Origin of the sequence: Proteus sp. ZN5, from assembly GCF_011046025.1 — a bacterium.
Lineage (GTDB): Bacteria > Pseudomonadota > Gammaproteobacteria > Enterobacterales > Enterobacteriaceae > Proteus.
Genome location: NZ_CP047639.1, coordinates 3,849,781 through 3,870,384, shown reverse-complemented (window position 1 = coordinate 3,870,384; position 20,604 = coordinate 3,849,781). Strand labels below are relative to the sequence as shown.

Below are 20,604 nucleotides of genomic sequence, written 5' to 3'. Positions count from 1 at the left end.
GATTAACGTTAAAGTCAGGGGAATTAATGAATACTAAAATAAAAGTAGCGATTGTAGGTTATGGCAATATTGGTCGATTTGCATTAGAGGCTGTTCAAGCGGCTCAAGATTTTGAATTAATAGGTGTTGTTCGTCGTGATATTAATAATATTCCAGAAGAACTGCAAAATATTACCGTGACTAACGATATCAAAACATTAGGTAATGTTGATGTTGCGCTCTTGTGTTCACCGACACGTGCAATTAAAGAGTTAGCAAAATCTATTTTAAGCTTAGGGATTAATACAGTAGATAGTTTTGATGTTCACAGTGAAATTGTGTCATTAAAAACAGAATTAGATGAAGTCGCGAAAAAACATGACCGTGTTGCTGTTATTTCAGCGGGATGGGATCCTGGCTCTGATTCTATCGTTCGTACTTTAATGTTAGCTATGGCGCCAAAAGGGATTACTTATACTAACTTTGGGCCTGGAATGAGTATGGGGCACAGCGTTGCGGCTAAAGCGATTGATGGTGTAAAAGATGCACTTTCAATGACTATTCCATTAGGTACGGGTGTCCATCGTCGTATGGTTTACGTGGAGTTAGAAGCAGGGGCGAATTTTAATCAAGTAGAGCAAGCCATTAAAGCAGATAGCTATTTCTCTTCTGATGAAACCCATATTAAGCAAGTTGATTGTGTCGATAGTTTAAAAGATGTGGGGCATGGCGTTCATATGACCCATAAAGGTGTATCGGGTAAAACTCATAATCAATTATTTGAATATTCAATGCGTATTAACAACCCTGCATTGACCTCTCAATTTATGGTATCTGCCGCAAGAGCAAGTATGAAACAACGTGCAGGTGCTTATACTGTTATTGAAATTCCCCCCGTTGATTTCTTAGCGGGTGATTTAAATACATTAATTGCAAAACTAGTCTAATTTTAATTAGGACTCTTTGCATAAAATATTGCCCACATAAAGTGGGCAATATGGATTAACGCTTAGGCAAACTTGATGATTTTGAATTAGCGTTTAATACTTTTAAATTCTTTGGTTGTTGCGGTTAATGCCACTTCTGTTGGTAAGCGTTCCATTGAACTTGCACCATAGAAACCGTGGCAGTCAGGGCAATTATCTAAGATATATTGGGCATCTTCTGGCGTTGCAATTGGGCCACCATGACAAAGCACAATGACATCAGAACGCACAGCTTTAGCGGCTTTTGCCCAGTCATTAATTAAAGGAACACAGTCCGCTAATGTTAATGCTGTTTCAGCACCAATATTACCGCCAGTTGTTAATCCCATATGAGGCACAATAATATCTGCACCCGCCTCAGTCATTGCAATCGCATCTTCACGGCTAAAGACATAAGGTGTGGTTAATAAATCTTTCTCATGGGCTTTGCGGATCATATCCACTTCAAGTCCATAACCCATACCTGTTTCTTCTAAATTAGCGCGGAAATTACCATCAATCAGACCTACTGTTGGGAAATTTTGTACGCCAGCAAACCCTGTTGCTTTGACTTCATCTAAGAATTTATCAAAGTTGCAGAAAGGATCTGTACCGTTAACACCAGCAAGCACAGGTGTATGTTTAACAACCGGTAATACTTCTTTAGCCATATCCATAACGATTTCATTAGCGTTACCATAAGCTAATAAACCCGCTAAAGAGCCGCGGCCAGCCATACGATAACGACCAGAGTTATAAATAACAATAAGGTCAATACCACCGGCTTCTTCACACTTAGCTGAAAGTCCTGTACCTGCACCACCACCAATAATGGGTTCATGGCGAGCAATCATTTCATTGAATTTTTTTAGTAACGTTTCACGTGAATGAGTCATTCTTCTTTCTCCGTGGTTAACAAATAAGTTCCTGGTGTAAATCATAAATTTGCTGAGTAAACTCAGCGGAGTTTATGTGATAAGGACTGATGACTAACTGACGAGTCTCTGTCTCTTTAAATGTTGTTATAAATGCATCAAAAAAAGCTTGGTTCGCTTGAGGATCCCAGAAAGGGGCTCCTTCAATATCCAGAGCTGAAAAACCGCCCTGTGGTAATACAAACCGCAATGGACCTTCACACTGATTGAGTTTTTCAGCGATCCAGATACCTAATTGGCGGTTTTCCTCTGGTGTTGTCCGCATCAAGGTGACTTGTGCATTGTGATGATAAAATTGACGCCCTTTATATTTCTCAGGAACACTTGATGGGCGACCGAAGTTCACCATATCTAATGCGCCACAAGAACCTATATAAGGGGTTTTGGTGCGGGCGATTGCACCAAAACGGTCTTCATCACAAGCAAGCACACCGTCAAACAAGTAATCACACACTTCTGTTGTTGTAAGATCGAGCACGCTATGAAGTAAGTGACTGTCTGCCAGTTTTTCCATGGCCTTACCGCCACTTCCTGTTGCGTGAAAAACAAGGCAGTCATAATTATTTTCAAGTTTTTGTGTGAGTTGTTGTACACAAGGCGTAGTCACACCAAACATCGTTAATGCAACAGCCGGTTTATCAACAACTTGTTCTTCTTGGTAAAAATAAACAGCGCCAGCTATTTGATTTGCCGCATTTCTAAGTACTTTACGAGAAATGCGATTTAAGCCGGATACATCTGTGACGGAGTACATCATTGAGATATCACTTGCACCGATATAGCCTGAAATATCGCCAGACGCCATCGTAGATACCATCAATTTAGGTACACCAATTGGCAGAGATTGCATTGCTGGTGTAATCAGTGCCGTTCCCCCTGATCCGCCTAGCCCAAGAATGGCTAAGACATCATCACAGTGAGTTAAATAGTGATCAAATGCGATAGACATCGCTTCTATCGCTTTCCCTCTATCGCCACAAAAAACAGCTTCTGGGCCATTTGGGTGAAAGCGTGCAACTTCTATTGCTGTGACATCAGCTTCTCTAGCTAATGCCGTGGGTTTAGTAGTCAAGTCAACGGTTTTAACAGGGAGGCCTGCTTTTTTAATTAAATCACTGACATAAAAAATCTCAGCACTTTTAGTATCAAGCGTTGTGGCAATATAAATAGAACCAGAATACTGTTTCATAAGCCTTCCCATACCTTTTATGATTATCGACGAATAGATTATAATCATAATGAGACTTGAGTTTCATTTATCATAGCATCGTTTTGAGACTCTTGTCTCATTATTTTTATTTTTTGTACATTAAAGGTCGATAAGGTGTCATTAATCACCTAAAGTAAACGTTAAGTGTTGTGAGTATTTAGCTTAAGATAAGTCAGACACATAAAAGTGTAGAAATAACGAAGGATCTTCTATGAGTTACAGTGATGAAACGGATGCAATGTCCGGTACACGAAAAAGAACCCATCAACTATTGGTGACAACAGCATTGGGACTTTTTGAGCAAGGAATGTTACCGACAGTGTCGGAATTAGCGGCACATGCAGGTGTTTCGAGAGCAACCGCGTATCGTTATTTTCCTACACAAAGTGATTTAATTAGTGCCACTGTTGATGCAAGTTTGGCGCCAATTATTGCATGGACACCGACTCCCGAAGATAATACGCAACAACGCATTACTGAGTTGCTCAATCTTGCCTATCCACAAATGTTTAAACATGAAGGTGCGCTACGTGGCGCATTGCAAGTCTCATTACAGCAATGGGCAAAAGAGAGACAATCAAGTGAATATGCAGAAAAACGATTTATTCGCGGTCACCGTAAAGAGATTTTACTCAAAGTTATTGAACCATTAAAATCACATTATCCCCAAGAAATGTGGGATAAGGTTATTAAATCGTTCTCTTTGATTTACGGGTCTGAAGTCTTTTTGGTAATGAAAGATATCTGGAAAATGGATGATCAACAGGTCATTGATATGACTCAATGGATGGCAAAAGCTATTTTAAATCAGGCAAAATCTGATTATCCCGCAGATAACGATTAATTATTTGAATAAATCAGTTAAAATTGTATAAATCATTTACGTTTTAGCTATTGCAGGGATCGTTATGTCACACAAAACAGAAGACCAAGAGTGGCTGGTAGAACAACTACAATTTATTGCACAAGGCATTGGTAAAACATTATCGCCTTTTTGTGAAGTTGTACTTCATGATCTAGCCGATAGTGAAAATACCATTATGGTCATTGAAAATAATCTATCAGGTAGAAAAGTGGGGGATAGAGCAACTGAGTTGGGGATGGCGCGTATTGAATCGTCGGATTTCCCTCAAATAGTGGCGAATTACCCAAATCAGTTCCCTGATGGTAGAACAGCAAAAAGTACTTCTATCGGTATTAAAGATAAGCAAGGTAATTACGTTGCTGCGTTATGTTTAAATATTGATATTTCAATGATCAAAGGATTACAAATGGTGCTGAACCAATTTGCAACCCTTGAAGAAGGTAATGACATTATCGAAACCTTTAGTTCAGTGACTGAAGATTCGCTGAAAAAACGTATTGATGAATTTTCTGCGACTTATTCAGTGACACCAAGAGCATTAAAACCGCATCAACGACGCGAATTGCTATTGTGTTTACAGGATGAAGGTTATCTTTCATTGCGTAAGGCAATGGAAATTACCGCACAATATCTTGGTGTTTCAAGAGCAACAGTGTATAACGATTTAAAAGAGTAGTAATCTTTCATTATTAGCTATTGCTAAAAAATAAATAAACTTAAAAAAAGATATCACTTGTTGATATCTTTTTTTTACTTCTATTTATTGAGTTTTATAATATGTCGTATTTTTATTGAAAATGATTAATTGATTATTATTGTGTGATTTTTATAAACTTTAAAAAATAAGAGGAATAGACTATTTATTATTATTTTTAAAGAAGGTGTTAAAAAATGAGCATTACTGAAATATTAAGTAAATTTAATGAATTTAGCAGCAATATAAATGATAAAGTCAATAAAACATATGGTTTTTCAGAAAGCATTAAATCTACTGTAAATACAAATTCAAAATTTAATATAGAAAGAATGAGTAATAACAGTGTTCAGAGTGCAGATGAAAAGGTTAAGGCTGTATTCAATGAAACCGTTAATGAAATTTCAAACAAACCCTTTAATTCAAACTTGAAACTTGATGATTTGAATAACTTAATCGATAATCTGAAAGATATATCTAACAATATTATTGTTTCAAGTGAAGATTCTAATAAAGTTATAAAGAATCAATGTCTTGAAAAAAAAGAAAATATAGAAAAACTTCCTGAATGGATCACTAGCTCAGGAAAAAAAGAGTTAAATACAAATCAAAAACTTTATTTTTCAACAGAAAAGAAAAGAAGTTTTAAAAATCTATTAAAACCCATAATTTCGCCATTTAAGTTTATAAACAGATCATTATTATCTATAAAAATAAATTATGAAAATTTAAATATAAACAAAGGTGTGGATACATTTAAATTTGATAATATATCAAGTAATAAGGGTGCTTTTATTAAATTTTCAAATAAATTACATCAACTAAATGAAACCTTTACTGAAAATATTAATGAGGTAATATCTAAAAAAATAAAAAACAGAAAAAAAATAGATATTGCGATCAAGTATCATACATTAGAAAGAATGCTAGTATGTAAGTTTGTTCATGAGATTAAACAGCTACAAGATGAATTAAAAGCTGACTTAGCTAAAAATAAATTTCAAGAGGGTTATTTTGACTTACCTGATGAGATAGTAAATAAATTAAATACTAATATTAATTTAAATATAGATGATCTATTTTCTTCTAAAACAATAGATGATTTGAAAAATTTAATAAAAGAAAAAGTAAATAATCAGGATAAGAATGTAAAAATTGGAACTTTTATTGATAATGTTTTTGATGAGAAAAACAAGTTAGTAATGGTTGAAAATTTTAAGGATGATTTAAATGGGGCTAAAGAAGAGCTGTCTTTAAATTTGACAAAGGAATTATTTAAATGCTTATCAAAAGATGATGAATTTATTGGTGAAAAAGCATCTATTTCTAAGATAGATAATTTAATAAGAATGGTAAATAAAGATGTTTATCAAAGAATGGGAGGGGTAACGGATGAATTAATAAACTCACTTTGTAAATGTTTCTATGAAAATATAAAACAAAATGATCATAGAGATAATTTAATTATTAGATTATTTAGAAATTCAAGTAATAATATTAATTACAAATGGGCGGGGGATTCTATTGCTTTATTGGCTTTTTATGGTTATTTTGAAAATAAAAATTATGAATATTCTAATTACTTTAGTGGAGGTAAGGCGATCGAAGGCGGTGAAGGCTCTTCTTATGAAAAAAATACAAAAATAGAAAATGAGCTAATAAAAATTTCTAATCGACTAGGATTAAATTTTAATAATTTAGATGAATTAATAGAAGAGATTATTAGAAAACTTATCGCTAATTATTCTAAGCCAATTTGATGGTGTAATAATTTTTAATGGTTTATTCAATATATTAACTAGGTATTTATTATGAGTGAAAATAATATAAATATTAATCCTAAGTTTTCTTTTTGTAAAGTTACTCATCGATACCCTAAAAAAGAAGAGTATGTTATTTCAAAAAAAATAAAAGTAATAGAGAACACACCAGTATCACCTTCATTTTTAAAGAAAATACTTCATGCCACTTCCTATATTTTTCATAAGATTAATATGATTTTTCTTATTAGAAGCATTAATAATAATAAAGGATTGGGTTCTTTTGGATACTTTGAAAATATAGAGGTTAGTTATGAAAATCATAAGAATAGTAAGAATTATAATGATAATGTAAAAAAATCAAGTATGATACAACAACTTATTAATAATGTTAATTCTAAATTTGATTTTCATAGTTTTTGCAATTATTTAACAGAAGTTAAGATGGCTAAAAATTATTTTTCATTATCTAATCATCATGATTGTATCAACCCTAATGATCAGGATCTAAGTATTATCTTTAATGATATAATTCATACTAGACTTAAAAGGTTAAATGATGATGATTTTAAAAATATCTATAATCTTATTATTAAGAGATATAACTATGAAAAAATACATTTAAATAAAAAAAATAGTTTTATAAGTAATTTTTCAAGTGTTAAAAAAAGAGATGAGCTTATAAGTTTTATTAATTTACTGATTATTGCTGCAAATGAAATAGATATATTAAGTAAATTTGATAGAAAGATTCGTGATAAAATAAAGAATGATTTATCAAAAATAATGAAGGAATGCTTAGGAAGTGAATATCAAGAATATATGACTTTTGAAGAATTATCGATGGCTTGGATGAATACGCATGTTTATAGATATAAGCAAGGAGAATGTATAGAGATAGATAAAGGGAAGATTGATGTAATTGAAAATCAATTGGCAGAGGTTAAAGGAGAGGTTAAGGAAGAGGTTAACGAAGAAGTTGGTGAAGAGATTACTAACGAGGTTAAGGAAGAGGTTAACGAAGAAGTTGGCGAAGAGATTAATAAAGAGGTTAAGGAAGATATAGACACTAACACAGACATTAATATAGAGGAAAATCCAGAGGTTGATGAATGTAATGTGATAATTAATATAAATCATTGGTTTAATTATTGTGATGATGAGCTAACAGAGATTCTTGGGGAAAAAGAGTTATTTCCAGAAGAAAATATTGAAAAAGAAAATATTAATATTGACTTTGATGATACAGAATATAAAAAAATCATGGATGATATTAAACTTTTGTTATCTCAGAATGTGACTGATGAATTTGATAATATACTCTTATTGTTAAAAAATGAATTACATGAAATTAATCAGTATTTAAATAAAGAGGAAATTAAAAGTATATATGATGAGTTGTATTCCAAATTTAAATCTTATTTAAATAACATGAATAATATAAAAGACAAGCTTGGTAGTATTTCTGAAGAGTTAAATAAAATATCTCTGGAAGAAGGTGATATTTTAAACGATATAAAATCAAGTGGTAATTTCTATTATGATATTGATTTATACAAAAATGAAATAAAACAAATTTTTAAGGAAATCGATGAAATATTAGATAGTAAAAATAAAAGTGACTCAAATAGTATGAAAGATACTTTAAATTATGATTTTGAAAAATTAAAAAGTAGTTTAAATGATATTTTGAGTGATATACAAATTTCTAATATTGAAGATAAGAAAACTATCTTTAATGGTTTGATTAAAGACTTTGATAAAATAATATTAAATTCAAAAAATGATTACTTAGATAATGAAATTAATAGGCTGAATGATATTTTTAAACAAAAAACAAGAGATCATAATATTGTAGTTAAGCCTTTATCGGTTAATAATGAAATCACACCGTTGGTTAAAGATATAGATGTTGATAATACATCATTGTTATATCAAAATAATACTGATGAGGTAGATGTTGATGAATTATTGTCATCTTTAGATAGTCGTATAAATAAAATGGGAGTTGGTGTTTCTGATGTTATTGATAAGTTTAAAAATTTATCACGTAATACTGAAAATAACATGATAACGAACTCTACTTTAAATAAGGTGCAAGAGTTAAAAAATAAGTATACTAATAAAAAACAAATGTTTGTTGGTCATGATGTTAAAGTTTCGCATGAAGATGATCTTTATGATAAATATCAGGAAAGTGCTAAAAAATCAAAAGCGTTACAGGAAGAAATAAGTGTACTGAAAGGAAAATTGATAGAGTCAAAAGAACGTCGTAGTAGAGAAAATAAAAATTATATGAATGATTTAAATAAAACCAGAGAAGCTGAAGAATATAGAGAAAAAGTAAAGGATAGTAGCAGTAGTAGTAGTAGTAGTAGTAGTAGTAGTAGTAGTAGTAGTAGTAGTAGTAGTAGTAGTAGTAGTAGTAGTAGTAGTAAAAATGTTGTAAATTTTATTAAAGAGGAAATTATATTAGATAAATCAAAACAAAAACCAAAATCAAAACAAAAAATAGCACCAAAACTATATGATTTAAATAATAAAAAAAATATAAATGATGATGATTTTCATGGTGAATTAAGAACAATGCATTCAATTAGTATCAATACGGTTAATAATATTGAAATAAAAGATGAAAATATCATTTTGATTAAAGATTATAAAAATGAAAATAAAAATATTGAAAATTTAAGCTTTAATGTGAATGAAGATAGAGTGACCTATTTAAGAGTGGATTATGATAATAAGAAAGTGGCTAAGAGTTTTGAATATACTATTAGCGATGAAACAATAAAAGAAAAAATGAAAGAAATAAAAGGAAAAAAAGGAAAAAAAGGAAAAAAAGAAGAAGAGAGAATCATAAAGGAAAAAGTTAAAGGTGATATAATAAATATTATCAATAAAATAAATGAGGTATACAAAAAATAAGTATTAAAGGATAAAACTTGCGTTAAAGTTTTTTTCTCAAGTAGTACTTCTTATCACTTATTGGATAATTTTCTAACGTGCCAAATATCTCAAATCCCTGCTTTTGGTAAAAAGGCAGGGCTTGAAAGCTAAAGGTATCGACCTCAGCATATTTGGCGCCTTTCTCTTTTGCTGTGTTTTCCATTGTTTGCAGTAATTCTGTACCTATGTTTTGTCCACGATAGGCTTTATCTACCCATAAATAGCGGATCCGTAGCCAATTTCCTAAAATATCCCCCGTGATCCCACCTATTTTTTTACCGTTCTCTTCTTTAAAAACGGCAAGTGGAGTGTATTGCTCCATCTGAATATAATGAAGATTGTGGGTTAGCAATCCTTCATAAATTTCATTGATCTCATTCGGTGTTGGATTTGTGGTGATTTTTAACGACATAATTGGCTCTTAATATTAATAAAAATAATAATTACATTATCACTATTTGGTTATTAAATATTTATATAAATGCTAGGATAAAACAATAATTAAAAAACTGGATAACACAATATGTCGTTTTTAAAAACTCTGCCTGGTATTCTATTTTGTGCGTTAATAGGCGGTGTTCTTACCCTTTCAGGTTTACCCATGGCACTGATGTTTGGGCCAATTATTGTCGTTATTATCGCTTATCGTTTTAAATGGGAGCTTGCGGTTCCTAAGCATACATTAACCTTTATTCAGCTTACTTTAGGAACCTCGGTTGGTCTAATGTTTAACCAAGTTCATTTAGGTAGTGCTGATAATTTAATGATTTTATTACTCACTCTTGTTGTTTGTTTAGCTATTCAGTTTTTTGTGAGTTATTTTTGGTTCTATCGTCATATTGGTTGGACGAAAGAAGAGTCAATGCTTGGTGCTGTGCCCGGCGCGATGGCTGCTATTCTAGCATTAACTGATCATACGAAAACACCTCCTCAAAAAATCGTTATTTCTCACACCATCCGTTTAATGGTGCTGATTATTATGGCGGGTTTTATTGTTGGAGCAGATAAAGCCAATATGCCAGAGCTTGCTATACCCGAAATGACGTTGACTTCATTGTTGTGGTTATTATTGATTGTTGCTTTGGGACTAGGTTCAGGGCTTTTATTGCAGAAAATCCGATTTCCAGCTCCTTTTATGTTGACTTCATTAGGCAGTGCGATACTAGTTCAATCGTTTGTCAGCGAACCTATTGCTTTTCCTATGTTACTTAATGAGTTGAGCATGGTTTTAATTGGTATGAATATTGGTGCTCACTTTGTTGTTTTTCCACTTTCATCACTAATTAAAAATGCTTTTTCTTCTGTTCAAGTAGTTATTATTAATGTGATTTTAACGGTGATTGTTGCGTGGGGCGCTGCTTATTTAACCGGTGTTCCTTGGGCTACATTAGTACTAGCATGGGCGCCGGGAAGTATGGAAGCGATGACATTCGCTGCGATAACGATGAATGTAGATGCCGCTTTTGTTATGTCGAATCATATTTTTAGAATGTTGATTATTCAAAGTATTCCATCAGTAGCTCTATATTGGAATGAATATAAACAGAAGAAAAATAATCAGAACAAAAAAGAAGAATAAAATACAAAAGGGATAATGTTGTTTTTTTGATAACCTCTATTTAGTTGCCTATGTTGAAAACAAGCATGCTATTTCAAGAGGTTATCTTATTCTATCAATCTAATTGTGACTTAATAGAGGCATTAATAGTTTAATAAACTGAGAGATTTATTAGCTAGCAATTGGCATTTTTTATTGTGTGATACTTCAATACCTTTTAGATCATTGTAGCTATCTTCATTTAATTGGCTCATTGGCAATGTCGAGTAATTACTAACATCCCATTGTTGTGAGCGAGAAAAGACCATTAAGGCTCTTTCAATTTTAGATTTTGATATCTGCTCATAACCACAATCTTTATTTAAAAAAAGGTAGATGGCGGTTAAATCTGCCAAGTCTTCTGCTTGTGTATAAGTTAACGCTTTTGTACTCGAAGAAAAGAGCAGAGTAAAAGAAAGCGTTAGTGTGCAGAACAAGGCGAACATTTTTTTCATTAGGTGTGCTGTTCCTTTATGTGATGATTTAGCTAGTTTTGTTATTTGGCTTAATGTAGTTAAAAGTTTTGCAAAGACCCGAGGTTTTGTTGGGTTTTAAATTGACCTTCCAGTAAGGGGAAACTTTAGCATTGGTAATAGTTTACAAGACTTCTTTATTCATCTTATTTCGATAAATACAAAATAATTTGTTTTTATTCAAAGGAATATATTATGCAACGTCGCGAATTTTTAAAATTAGGCGCCACATTAAGTGCTGTAACATTATTACCAAGTTGGAGTCGCTTTGCGTTTGCCCAAAGTAACACGCCTTCATTGGCTATTCCACCTCAAATTACCCCTGATGCCCAACAAAAGATTGTTCTGAATATTCAACAAGGTATTTCTAAATTTATACCTACCGCGAATACCACTACATGGGGCTATAACGGTAGTTTATTAGGCCCAGCATTGAAACTTAAACGTGGTCAACCCGTTACAATTAATATCAATAACCAATTACCAGAAACAACAACGGTTCACTGGCATGGGCTTGAAATCAGCGGTGAAGAAGATGGCGGTCCACAAGCAATGATTGAACCTGGAAAATCTCGTACTGTCACTTTTACACCAAATCAAGCTGAATCAACGTGTTGGTTCCATCCTCATACTCATGGTGTTACCGGACAACAGGTTGCTATGGGATTAGGTGGGTTAGTGATTATTGAAGATGATGAAACCGCAAGCCGTAAATTGCCTAATCGTTGGGGGGTTGATGATTTACCCGTTATTTTACAAGACAAGCGTTTAGATAGTGATGGACAAATCGATTATCAACTCGACGTAATGAGTGCCGCAATTGGTTGGTTTGGCGATATGATGCTAACCAATGGTGCCATTCAGCCACAACATATTGTACCAAAAGGTTGGGTGAGATTACGTTTCTTAAATGGCTGTAATGCACGTAGTTTAAACCTTGCCACAAGTGATGGACGACCAATGTATGTGATCGCCAGCGATGGCGGATTACTCGCAGAGCCAGTCAAAGTGACCGAATTACCCATTTTAATGGGTGAGCGCTTTGAAGTTTTAGTCGATACCTCGGATGGGCGTGATTTTGATATTGTCACTTTACCCGTTCGTCAAATGGGAATGGTTTTAGCGCCATTTGATAATGTATTACCTGTATTGCGCTTGTTACCATCAGCAGAAAAAGGACAAGGTCTTTTACCTGAGCAATTGGCGCTTATTCCTGCATTACCAGCATTAAGCAATCTTTCTACACGTACATTACATCTGCGTATGGATATGCGTTTAGATATGCAAGGCATGATGCTATTAACAGAGCGTTATGGCGATAAAGCATTAGCAGGTATTCATCATGGAATGAGTCATATGCGCCAAGGTAATGGCAATGGCATGATGGGCGGTGGAATGAATTGCGGTCATGGTAGTGGTGACTTAGATATCTATAATGCGAATAGCATTAATGGCATTCCATTCTCGATGACTGAACCTGCATTTGATGTGAAGCAAGGCGTTTACGAACGTTGGGTTGTTTCAGGTCGTGGCGATATGATGTTACATCCATTCCATGTTCACGGTACGCAATTCCGCATTTTATCTGAAAATGGTAGAGCGCCAGAAAAACATCGCCAAGGTTGGAAAGATATTGTGAAAGTTGAAGGGCAATTTAGCGAAATTTTAGTGAAGTTCGACCATTTGGCCACAAAAGCTCATCCATTTATGGCGCACTGTCATTTATTAGAACATGAAGATACCGGAATGATGGCGGGTTTCACTGTGAGTAAATAATCAATCACTATAAAACTCATTAATATCAGTAAGATAAATTAATAAAAGGCATGAAGTTAATATTTCATGCCTTTATTTTCATTAAATCAGATCATCGCATGATGAAGGAAGTTCTGGTACAATCGTTTGCTTTCCCCGTTAACCCAATCGAAATTAATCATGAAACATATTGTTGATGTCATGATCTCTGAAGAAGAGATCAAACAGCGTATTGCTGAGCTAGGTCGTGAAATCACAGAGCATTACCGCCCACGCCAAGGTCAACATGGTCTTGTCTTAATCGGCTTGTTAAAAGGTTCTTTTATTTTTATGGCAGACTTATGCCGTGAAATTGATGTTGACCATGAAGTCGATTTTATGACTGTATCAAGTTACGGTAATGGTATGACGTCAACGCGTGACGTTAAAATCATTAAAGATCTCGATGAAGATATTCGTGGTAAAGATGTTCTGATTGTTGAAGATATTATCGACTCAGGTAACACCTTAAATCGTGTTAAAGAGATTTTAAGCTTACGTGAGCCTGCTTCTATTTCTATCTGTACTTTATTGGATAAACCTTCTCGCCGTGAAGTGGATGTTCCTGTTGAGTGGATTGGTTATTCCATCGAAGATAAATTTGTTATTGGTTATGGCATTGATTACGCACAGCGTTATCGTCATCTGCCTTATATTGGGCACGTAACGTTATTAGATGAGTAATTTATTGACTTAAAATAGAAGTAAAAAACCCGCTTTAGGCGGGTTTTTGTTATTTAATCGAGCGTATCTTATTAGCGTGGATGACTCAATTTCGCCATTGCTTGACGATAAGAAAGTTCAAGTTTCTCACGGCTATCAGAGGTGACATCAAGATCGTGTAATTCACCGTTATTTAAACCGTAAACCCAGCCGTGGATCATTACTTTTTGTCCACGTTTCCACGCTGCTTGCATAATTGTCGAGTGACCAAGGTTATACACTTGCTCAATAACGTTTAGCTCACAAAGTAGGTTTAATCTATCTTGTGGTGCAAGTTCGCCTAACATAGAACTGTGTTTGTACCAGATATCGCGGATGTGCAGTAACCAGTTATTGATAAGTCCTAATTCAGTGCCTTCAATAGCAGCTTCAATACCACCACAACCATAGTGACCACAGACAATAATGTGCTCAACTTGTAATACATCAACCGCATACTGGATCACAGAAAGACAGTTTAAGTCAGTGTGAATGACTAAGTTTGCTACATTACGGTGAACAAATAAGTCACCCGGTGCTGCGTTGATTAATTTTTCTGCTGGAACGCGGCTGTCAGAGCAACCAATCCATAAAAAGTGAGGTTTTTGACCTTTACAGAGATCTTTAAAAAACTGAGGATTTTCTTCAGTAACAGATTCTGACCATTGCTTGTTATTGGCTAACAGCTCTTCAATTTTTCTCATCATGACGTAACTGCCTGTAAATTCGGTTTCCCACCATTTGCGCTGACAGTACGCCAACACGAAATAGCTCTTGTGTTATTGTTGGATGCGAGAGATCCATTAAGAAAGGGTATTTTTATACCATTACTTTTGAATTAATCAGAGGGCTTTTTAAAGCCAAGTGACAGATAATTGCTTGTAATTTTTCGCTTTCAAATAAGATAGATCTTTTTATAGCATTTGTTTAATGAATTTATCAATACATTCTTTGATGTAAATCAAATGTATAAAAAGATAACTGTTTGTTAAGCCTGCTGTTGTGTTATTCAAAAATAGATGATTGTAAATATTATATAAATAAATCTAATAATTATGAATATTGGTTTTATTTTTATACTGAAAATAGAAATAACAAAAATAAAGAGCATCATTGATTGGGTTGATAAATAGAGGGATAATATTCATCAGTAAACTTGAGAAACAAAGGCAATAATTTTATTGGTATCAATTAGGCTAAATGATTGCACCAAGGGATAAATTTATTAAAACATCAGAATATTCGTAAGAAATAAAAGAACCTTGAGCCTTGATGGCTAATTTTCTTTTTCTCCATCTCTTATTCTTTATTATTGTAATAGTTAAAAAATATTTATTTATTCGTTTGTGTCATAAGCCCTAAAACGGTTTATTTGCCATCGAATATTCTCTAGAATAACTTATTCCATTTTATTCTTTAAACTAAGCTTATTTTCTGATTTCAGCTCAGTTAATGCTGAATAATGCAGTTGATAAAAGGTAATTCCCACATATGACGTATGCATTGGAGTTAACGGAGTTAACGAAAACTTATCACAATGGCGTAAAAGCGCTAAAAGGAATTGATCTCACCGTTGAGGCTGGCGATTTTTATGCTTTACTAGGCCCTAATGGCGCAGGCAAATCGACCACAATTGGTATTATTAGCTCTTTAGTTAATAAGAGTAGCGGTAAAGTCAAAGTATTTGGTTATGACACCGATACCGATATGGTCAATGCAAAACGTCAATTAGGATTAGTGCCACAAGAATTCAATTTCAACCCTTTTGAAACCGTATTACAAATTGTACTCAATCAAGCCGGTTATTATGGGGTACCTCGTAAATTGGCATTAGAGCGTGCCGAAATTTATTTAACCCAGTTAGATTTATGGGAAAAGCGCGAAGACAGAGCGCGTTTTTTATCTGGGGGAATGAAGCGCCGTTTAATGATTGCGCGAGCATTAATGCATCAACCTAAATTACTTATTCTTGATGAGCCAACCGCGGGTGTTGATATTGAATTACGTCGCTCAATGTGGACGTTTCTAAAACAATTAAATGCTGAAGGTACTACTATTATTCTTACCACACACTATTTGGAAGAAGCAGAAATGCTGTGTCGGAATATTGGTATTATTCAACGTGGTGAACTGGTTGAAAATACCAGTATGAAAGAGCTGTTAAGTAAATTAGAGTCTGAAACCTTTATTTTTGATCTTGCATCGAAAAGCCCGCTACCTGAATTACAAAATTATCAGTATCGCTTGGTTGATACATCAACATTAGAAGTTGATGTTAAAAGAGAGCAAGGACTAAATAGCGTTTTTGCTCAACTTAATGCACAAGGTATTCAAGTATTAAGTATGAGAAATAAAGCCAACCGTCTTGAAGAATTATTTGTTCACTTAGTTAATGAAGAGCATACAGTAGAAGGAGAGGGGGAATGATTCAGCTGTATTGGGTAGCCCTCAAAACAATTTGGATTAAAGAAGTCACCCGTTTTGGTCGTATTTGGGTACAAACATTAATTCCACCAGTGATAACCATGTCTCTCTATTTCGTTATTTTCGGTAACCTGATTGGTAAACGAATTGGCGATATGGGCGGTGTCGATTATATGCAGTTTATTGTTCCTGGCCTGATTATGATGGCAGTAATAACAAACTCTTATGCTAATGTTTCTTCTTCTTTTTTTGGTGCTAAATTTCAACGTAGTATTGAGGAGTTATTAGTTTCACCAGTGCCAACGCATGTTGTTATTGCTGGTTTTGTTGGTGGTGGTGTGGCTCGTGGTATTTGTGTTGGTATATTAGTAACCTTAGTTTCACTATTTTTTGTACCATTAGAAATACATTCTTGGACAATGGTTGTAGTGACATTACTGATGACCTCAATTGTGTTTTCTCTCGCCGGATTATTAAATGCGATTTTTGCGAAAACCTTTGATGATATTAGTATTATTCCAACCTTTGTTCTAACACCATTAACCTATTTAGGTGGTGTATTCTACTCACTTTCACTACTACCTGAGTTTTGGCAAGGTGTATCCAAGCTTAACCCAATTGTTTATATGATTAGTGGTTTTCGCTACGGTTTTCTGGGTATTACGGATGTCTCTTTAACTGTAACGATTAGTGTTTTGTGTCTTTTCATTGCCGTGTTTTACGTTATTGCATGGTATTTAATTGAAAAAGGTCGTGGTTTAAGAAGCTAATCAAAAAAGCAAAATAGAAAGTTATAAAAGTTGAAATCGGTATCTTATTTAGAGATACCGATTTTTTTTAGCTGTTTTTTCAGTATAAATGTTAATTTTTCTTTAAATAATGACTTTGCTATTAACAAAGGTATTTTTCTTGTTTAGTATACTAAACACTTTGGCAGGGGATAAAAAGGAAATGTAATGACTACGGCAAGCCAAACAGGTAAAGCACCTGAGGCAATCTCTCGTAATAAGCTTTTATGTATTGCAGGTATGGGATGGACTTTTGATGCAATGGATGTGGGATTACTCGCATTCTTACTTACGGCATTAAAAGAAGATTGGGGATTAACGGCATCACAATTGGGTTGGATTGGTAGTGTAAATTCAATCGGAATGGCTGTTGGCGCTTTTGTGTTTGGTATTATGGCTGATAGAAAAGGGCGCAAACCCGTCTTTATCTTTACTTTGTTACTGTTTAGCTTAGGTTGTGGGTTAACGGCATTAGCAAGCTCTTTGATGGTGGTACTTGTATTACGTTTCTTTATTGGAATGGGATTAGGTGGCGAATTACCCGTTGCCTCAACGCTTGTTAGTGAAAGTGTTGAAACCCATGAACGAGGCAGAATTGTGGTTTTATTAGAGAGCTTTTGGGCTGTCGGTTGGTTAATTGCAGCGTTGATTGCTTATTTTATTATTCCTGATTATGGCTGGCGTATGGCGATGCTATTAAGTGCATTACCTGCAGTATATGCTCTCTATTTACGTTCAAAATTACCTGAACCTACCTCATCGCATATTTCACAGAAAAAAACACGTCTATCGATTCGACAATCAATGGCATTAATTTGGTCACCACAATATCGTCGTTCAACGCTAATGTTGTGGATCTTATGGTTTTGTGTCGTTTTCTCTTATTACGGTATTTTCTTGTGGTTACCCAGTGTTGCCATGTTAAAAGGCTTTAGCTTAATTAAGAGCTTTCAATATGTGCTTATTATGACATTAGCGCAGTTACCTGGTTATTTTACCGCGGCTTGGTTAATTGAACGCTATGGGAGAAAGTTTGTTTTAGTGACTTATTTAGCTGGAACGGCCATCAGTGCTTATTATTTCAGTGTGGCTGATTCTACTGCGACACTGCTTATTTTCGGTATGTTGTTATCGTTCTTTAACTTGGGCGCTTGGGGAGCTTTATACGCTTATACGCCAGAACAATACCCCGATGGAATTCGGACAACCGGAGCTGGAACTGCAACAGCAATAGGACGTATTGGCGGAATATTAGGGCCTTTAATGGTGGGATATTTGGTTCAATATCAATTTAAAATAAGCTCAATATTTCTGATTTTCAGTTTTTCAATTGTGATTGGAATATTAGCAGTGATGTTATTGGGGCAAGAGACAAAAAATAAGCCACTTAACTCAATTTAATCATGCTTTGTGCGACTAAAAATATAGAATTTCTCTTTCTTGTAATATGATAGCGGTTAAGATTTTTATGAGAAAAAGGAGATCACAATGTCTCATTACGATGAAATGGTGAAACAGGTTGATGATGCGATTGCCACAACCAGTATTCAAACCATGAACGAACTTTTAGTGGAATTAGGTAAAGATAAAACGATTGAATTTCCACTGCGTTATGAGCAACAAGAGCGTTTACGTACCGCTATTTTCCATCACGGTGAAAAACAGCGTTAATCGAATTGTTGCTAAGAAATAAGAATTAAAAAAGCGTTTGAACCTTATTGATAAACAAGGGCAAACGCTTTTTTTCTTTTGGCTGCATTGTATGATACGAATTAAAACGTCTTTCGACCTTCTAGCACTGCGATCCTATTTTCAATGGAAGGGTGCGTTGAGAAAAACGAGTCACCTTTGTTAAAGATAAAAGCGGCTTTTCGATAAGCTCGTCCCGTCGAACCATCTTCAAAATTTTCAGTGTCATGTTGTGCTGAAATTTTCTTTAATGCATTAATCATCGCTTGATTATCTTGGGTTAAATCGACCGCTGCCGCATCTGCCATATATTCGCGAGTTCGGGATAAATAGAAATAGAGTACTTGTGTAATGATAGGCAAAACAAAGTTGAGAATAATTAAAATCAGTCGAGCTTTACTTGCAGCATCATTATTTTTACCACCTCGATTACCTGAGGCAATATATAAGCGACTGCCAAAGATATTTGTTACCGTCAAAATAACGTTGGCTAATATACCAACATATAACGTCAGTCGTGAATCGCCATGAATAATATGCCCTGTTTCATGAGCTAATACAGCTTGTACTTCTTGGCGATTAAGACGACTTAATAAGCCTGTTGTTACACCAATAAAGGCATTTTTCTTGGACCAACCAGCAGCAAAAGCATTGGCTTCAGGTGTATCAAGAAGATAAAGTTTAGGAATGTAGCCAAGAGTTGCACTTAAACTAAGTTCTTCAACAATATTGAGTAATTGGCGCTCTTGTGCATTTAAGGTGTCATCAGGGCTAATTAATCGAGCGTTCATTCCTGTAAGCATAATTTTATGCCCTTTAAAATGAATAAAGATAAGCAATAAAATCGAGACAGCGAGAATAATTAATGTGGCAATGGGAAGAGATTGAAACGTCAGAAATGCCCACATATTATCGGTAAGATCTAAATAGGGATTTGCTCCAATAGCTGTATCCACCAGCAAACCGATCATAAGCATTAAGAGTAAATATGTTGCTATAACAAAACGAGTTCGAATAGCATTTTTTCGTAGAACATTTCTGAAATCCATTAGTGACTCCAAACAGCACTTAACAGTGCTGTTTTTATCAATCTAGAAGTAATAAATATCTCTTATTACTATAAAATTAATCGAAATTAATGCGACGCGCTTCTTCTGCTTTAATGGTTCCTTCATCAAGACGCCAGTATTCTTTATCAATCACTAAGCTTGGGAAAATCTTGACGATAAATACCGCAGGGATAGAAGCTATGAAAGCGCGATATTGTTCTAAAGTACGGTTGTAGCCACGTTTAGCAAAAGAGAGTTTATTTTCTGTTGAAACAATCTCTTCTTGTAAATTTGCCATAATGGTGTCGGATTTTAATTCAGGGTAATTTTCAACCGCAACATTAATGGCACCACTTGAGACAATTTTTGATAATTCATCTTCAGCCGCTTTGGCTTCTTGGGTATTTGCGCTTTGGGATTGTGTTCTTAATTCAGTGATTTTAGTAAAGACTTCAGACTCATGGCTGAGGTATTTTTTTACGGTGGCCAATAAGCTGTCAAAGACTTTGCCACGACGATCTAATTGTACTGAAATTTCAGTTTCACTTGAGATAACCGCTTCACGCATAGAGATAATACGGTTGTAATAATAAAAAATAAGACCCAATAACGCGATGGTAATAATTAATCCAGTCATGCGAAGCGCTCTCTTTTCTAATAGTAAACAGGGAATTGTATTAAATCATTAAGGTTAATTTTGCCTATTATTGATAAAGATAGCTAGATGATTA

At 34.2% G+C, this 20,604-nt stretch carries 19 protein-coding genes; 12 read left to right on the top strand and 7 right to left on the bottom strand.

The features are described 5' to 3' along the window. Positions 1–26: 26 nt before the first annotated feature. Positions 27–926 (top strand): diaminopimelate dehydrogenase, encoded by a 900-nt coding sequence (locus tag GTK47_RS17885; protein WP_165125736.1) that lies wholly within the window; start codon positions 27–29, stop codon positions 924–926. An 86-nt stretch (positions 927–1,012) separates the two neighbouring features. On the opposite strand, the gene GTK47_RS17880 is transcribed toward GTK47_RS17885, so the two are convergent. Together GTK47_RS17880 and GTK47_RS17875 are read right to left on the bottom strand one after the other, a co-directional pair. Next, positions 1,013–1,840 (bottom strand): phosphoenolpyruvate hydrolase family protein, encoded by an 828-nt coding sequence (locus tag GTK47_RS17880; protein WP_099659953.1) that lies wholly within the window; start codon positions 1,838–1,840, stop codon positions 1,013–1,015. A 16-nt stretch (positions 1,841–1,856) separates the two neighbouring features. Beyond that, positions 1,857–3,068, bottom strand: a complete 1,212-nt coding sequence (locus GTK47_RS17875) for a Tm-1-like ATP-binding domain-containing protein (protein ID WP_165125733.1) — start codon at positions 3,066–3,068, stop codon at positions 1,857–1,859. A gap of 232 nt (positions 3,069–3,300) precedes the next feature. Here GTK47_RS17875 and GTK47_RS17870 point away from each other — a divergent pair, with 232 nt between their 5' ends. The 4 genes from GTK47_RS17870 (at position 3,301) to GTK47_RS20410 (ending at position 9,336) form a co-directional block, all read left to right on the top strand. Then, on the top strand, positions 3,301–3,933 hold the full coding sequence (locus tag GTK47_RS17870; protein WP_072063633.1) for a TetR/AcrR family transcriptional regulator: 633 nt from the start codon (positions 3,301–3,303) through the stop codon (positions 3,931–3,933). A gap of 64 nt (positions 3,934–3,997) precedes the next feature. Then, positions 3,998–4,630, top strand: coding sequence for a PAS domain-containing protein (locus GTK47_RS17865; protein ID WP_165125730.1), 633 nt, complete (start codon positions 3,998–4,000; stop codon positions 4,628–4,630). Positions 4,631–4,845: 215 nt separating this feature from the next. Then, complete coding sequence (locus tag GTK47_RS17860; protein WP_165125727.1) at positions 4,846–6,408, top strand: hypothetical protein; 1,563 nt, start codon at positions 4,846–4,848, stop codon at positions 6,406–6,408. Between the two features lie 51 nt (positions 6,409–6,459). After that, positions 6,460–9,336 carry a hypothetical protein gene (locus GTK47_RS20410; RefSeq protein ID WP_206535866.1) on the top strand — a complete coding sequence of 959 codons (2,877 nt, stop codon included), beginning with the start codon at positions 6,460–6,462 and terminating at the stop codon, positions 9,334–9,336. Positions 9,337–9,358: 22 nt separating this feature from the next. Here GTK47_RS20410 and GTK47_RS17850 read toward each other — a convergent pair whose 3' ends face one another. Continuing rightward, positions 9,359–9,769 (bottom strand): GNAT family N-acetyltransferase, encoded by a 411-nt coding sequence (locus GTK47_RS17850; RefSeq protein WP_161711204.1) that lies wholly within the window; start codon positions 9,767–9,769, stop codon positions 9,359–9,361. 111 nt (positions 9,770–9,880) lie between these two features. Between GTK47_RS17850 and GTK47_RS17845 the strand changes: the two genes are divergently transcribed. Beyond that, entirely contained in the window at positions 9,881–10,936 is a 1,056-nt protein-coding gene (locus GTK47_RS17845) for an AbrB family transcriptional regulator (RefSeq protein WP_161711205.1), read from the top strand. Positions 10,937–11,058: 122 nt separating this feature from the next. Here GTK47_RS17845 and GTK47_RS17840 read toward each other — a convergent pair whose 3' ends face one another. Further along, positions 11,059–11,409 carry a YacC family pilotin-like protein gene (locus tag GTK47_RS17840; RefSeq protein WP_161711206.1) on the bottom strand — a complete coding sequence of 117 codons (351 nt, stop codon included), beginning with the start codon at positions 11,407–11,409 and terminating at the stop codon, positions 11,059–11,061. Positions 11,410–11,622: 213 nt separating this feature from the next. Here GTK47_RS17840 and cueO point away from each other — a divergent pair, with 213 nt between their 5' ends. Beyond that, the gene (cueO, locus tag GTK47_RS17835) at positions 11,623–13,203 is read left to right on the top strand and encodes a multicopper oxidase CueO (RefSeq protein ID WP_165125724.1); all 1,581 of its coding nucleotides are present in this window, start codon (positions 11,623–11,625) and stop codon (positions 13,201–13,203) included. Positions 13,204–13,362: 159 nt separating this feature from the next. Then, positions 13,363–13,905, top strand: a complete 543-nt coding sequence (gene hpt, locus GTK47_RS17830; RefSeq protein WP_165125721.1) for a hypoxanthine phosphoribosyltransferase — start codon at positions 13,363–13,365, stop codon at positions 13,903–13,905. Between the two features lie 71 nt (positions 13,906–13,976). Here hpt and can read toward each other — a convergent pair whose 3' ends face one another. After that, positions 13,977–14,630: a carbonate dehydratase gene (gene can / locus GTK47_RS17825; RefSeq protein WP_036932822.1), complete on the bottom strand. Its 654-nt coding sequence runs from the start codon at positions 14,628–14,630 to the stop codon at positions 13,977–13,979. A gap of 784 nt (positions 14,631–15,414) precedes the next feature. Here can and GTK47_RS17820 point away from each other — a divergent pair. The 4 genes from GTK47_RS17820 (at position 15,415) to GTK47_RS17805 (ending at position 18,806) form a co-directional block, all read left to right on the top strand. Continuing rightward, complete coding sequence (locus GTK47_RS17820) at positions 15,415–16,350, top strand: ABC transporter ATP-binding protein (protein WP_165125719.1); 936 nt, start codon at positions 15,415–15,417, stop codon at positions 16,348–16,350. Further along, entirely contained in the window at positions 16,347–17,117 is a 771-nt protein-coding gene (locus GTK47_RS17815; RefSeq protein ID WP_069368528.1) for an ABC transporter permease, read from the top strand. Before GTK47_RS17820 ends, GTK47_RS17815 begins: the two co-directional genes overlap by 4 nt. 186 nt (positions 17,118–17,303) lie before the next feature. After that, positions 17,304–18,536, top strand: a complete 1,233-nt coding sequence (locus GTK47_RS17810; RefSeq protein WP_165125717.1) for an MFS transporter — start codon at positions 17,304–17,306, stop codon at positions 18,534–18,536. An 87-nt stretch (positions 18,537–18,623) separates the two neighbouring features. Continuing rightward, positions 18,624–18,806, top strand: a complete 183-nt coding sequence (locus GTK47_RS17805; RefSeq protein WP_098941055.1) for a DUF2526 family protein — start codon at positions 18,624–18,626, stop codon at positions 18,804–18,806. A 101-nt stretch (positions 18,807–18,907) separates the two neighbouring features. Here GTK47_RS17805 and htpX read toward each other — a convergent pair whose 3' ends face one another. Together htpX and GTK47_RS17795 are read right to left on the bottom strand one after the other, a co-directional pair. Beyond that, the gene (htpX, locus tag GTK47_RS17800) at positions 18,908–19,873 is read right to left on the bottom strand and encodes a zinc metalloprotease HtpX (RefSeq protein WP_165125715.1); all 966 of its coding nucleotides are present in this window, start codon (positions 19,871–19,873) and stop codon (positions 18,908–18,910) included. A 76-nt stretch (positions 19,874–19,949) separates the two neighbouring features. After that, the gene (locus tag GTK47_RS17795; RefSeq protein ID WP_165125713.1) at positions 19,950–20,510 is read right to left on the bottom strand and encodes a LemA family protein; all 561 of its coding nucleotides are present in this window, start codon (positions 20,508–20,510) and stop codon (positions 19,950–19,952) included. Positions 20,511–20,604 lie beyond the last annotated feature (94 nt).

What these genes read in the sequence shown, in the direction of transcription:
- GTK47_RS17860 (WP_165125727.1), top strand. Translation starts at nt 4,846, where the DNA reads ATGAGCATTACTGAAATATTAAGTAAATTTAATGAATTTAGCAGCAAT.
- cueO (WP_165125724.1), top strand. Translation starts at nt 11,623, where the DNA reads ATGCAACGTCGCGAATTTTTAAAATTAGGCGCCACATTAAGTGCTGTA.
- GTK47_RS17815 (WP_069368528.1), top strand. Translation starts at nt 16,347, where the DNA reads ATGATTCAGCTGTATTGGGTAGCCCTCAAAACAATTTGGATTAAAGAA.
- GTK47_RS17870 (WP_072063633.1), top strand. Translation starts at nt 3,301, where the DNA reads ATGAGTTACAGTGATGAAACGGATGCAATGTCCGGTACACGAAAAAGA.
- GTK47_RS17820 (WP_165125719.1), top strand. Translation starts at nt 15,415, where the DNA reads ATGACGTATGCATTGGAGTTAACGGAGTTAACGAAAACTTATCACAAT.
- GTK47_RS17885 (WP_165125736.1), top strand. Translation starts at nt 27, where the DNA reads ATGAATACTAAAATAAAAGTAGCGATTGTAGGTTATGGCAATATTGGT.
- htpX (WP_165125715.1), bottom strand. Translation starts at nt 19,873, where the DNA reads ATGGATTTCAGAAATGTTCTACGAAAAAATGCTATTCGAACTCGTTTT.
- GTK47_RS17805 (WP_098941055.1), top strand. Translation starts at nt 18,624, where the DNA reads ATGTCTCATTACGATGAAATGGTGAAACAGGTTGATGATGCGATTGCC.
- GTK47_RS17880 (WP_099659953.1), bottom strand. Translation starts at nt 1,840, where the DNA reads ATGACTCATTCACGTGAAACGTTACTAAAAAAATTCAATGAAATGATT.
- GTK47_RS17850 (WP_161711204.1), bottom strand. Translation starts at nt 9,769, where the DNA reads ATGTCGTTAAAAATCACCACAAATCCAACACCGAATGAGATCAATGAA.
- GTK47_RS17865 (WP_165125730.1), top strand. Translation starts at nt 3,998, where the DNA reads ATGTCACACAAAACAGAAGACCAAGAGTGGCTGGTAGAACAACTACAA.
- GTK47_RS17845 (WP_161711205.1), top strand. Translation starts at nt 9,881, where the DNA reads ATGTCGTTTTTAAAAACTCTGCCTGGTATTCTATTTTGTGCGTTAATA.
- GTK47_RS17840 (WP_161711206.1), bottom strand. Translation starts at nt 11,409, where the DNA reads ATGAAAAAAATGTTCGCCTTGTTCTGCACACTAACGCTTTCTTTTACT.
- can (WP_036932822.1), bottom strand. Translation starts at nt 14,630, where the DNA reads ATGATGAGAAAAATTGAAGAGCTGTTAGCCAATAACAAGCAATGGTCA.
- GTK47_RS17875 (WP_165125733.1), bottom strand. Translation starts at nt 3,068, where the DNA reads ATGAAACAGTATTCTGGTTCTATTTATATTGCCACAACGCTTGATACT.
- GTK47_RS17795 (WP_165125713.1), bottom strand. Translation starts at nt 20,510, where the DNA reads ATGACTGGATTAATTATTACCATCGCGTTATTGGGTCTTATTTTTTAT.
- GTK47_RS17810 (WP_165125717.1), top strand. Translation starts at nt 17,304, where the DNA reads ATGACTACGGCAAGCCAAACAGGTAAAGCACCTGAGGCAATCTCTCGT.
- hpt (WP_165125721.1), top strand. Translation starts at nt 13,363, where the DNA reads ATGAAACATATTGTTGATGTCATGATCTCTGAAGAAGAGATCAAACAG.
- GTK47_RS20410 (WP_206535866.1), top strand. Translation starts at nt 6,460, where the DNA reads ATGAGTGAAAATAATATAAATATTAATCCTAAGTTTTCTTTTTGTAAA.